This window comes from Streptomyces sp. SP17BM10 (genome assembly GCF_036322405.1).
GTDB lineage: Bacteria > Actinomycetota > Actinomycetes > Streptomycetales > Streptomycetaceae > Kitasatospora.
On sequence record NZ_JAQYXB010000670.1, the window covers coordinates 1 to 439 of the forward strand.

General features: G+C 42.4%; 1 protein-coding gene. It reads right to left on the reverse strand.

Going from position 1 to position 439, the window contains the following annotated elements:
- Nucleotides 1-32: 32 nt before the first annotated feature.
- Nucleotides 33-299 carry a hypothetical protein gene (locus tag PUR71_RS41395; protein ID WP_329931223.1) on the reverse strand — a complete coding sequence of 89 codons (267 nt, stop codon included), beginning with the start codon at nucleotides 297-299 and terminating at the stop codon, nucleotides 33-35.
- Nucleotides 300-439 lie beyond the last annotated feature (140 nt).

Consider the following 439-nt stretch of genomic DNA (forward strand, 5'->3'; position numbering starts at 1 on the left):
CGGCCATACCGGTCAACAAAACGAAACAAAAATTAAAACAACCCAAAAAACAAACCCCCCAACCCCCAAAACACCAACCCCGCCCCAACCAACACAAAAACCCAAAAACAACGGGAATAAAAAAAAAAACCCCAAAAAACAAAAAAAAAAAAACACAACAAAAAAAAAACAAAACCCCCGCCACCGGACCACACACAAACAAAATAAAAAAAAAAACACAAACACACCAACAAACAAAAACACAACAAAAACAAACAAAAAAAAAACAAAACCACCCACCCCCCCCACAAACCCCACAAACACCACCACCACAACCCACAACCAACCGGAATAACAAAAAAACACCCACAACCCCAACGAACCCACCAAAAAACCCCCCCTAAAAAAACCACAACAAACCCAACAACCCCCCGACGAACGCGGCAAACCCCACAAAACC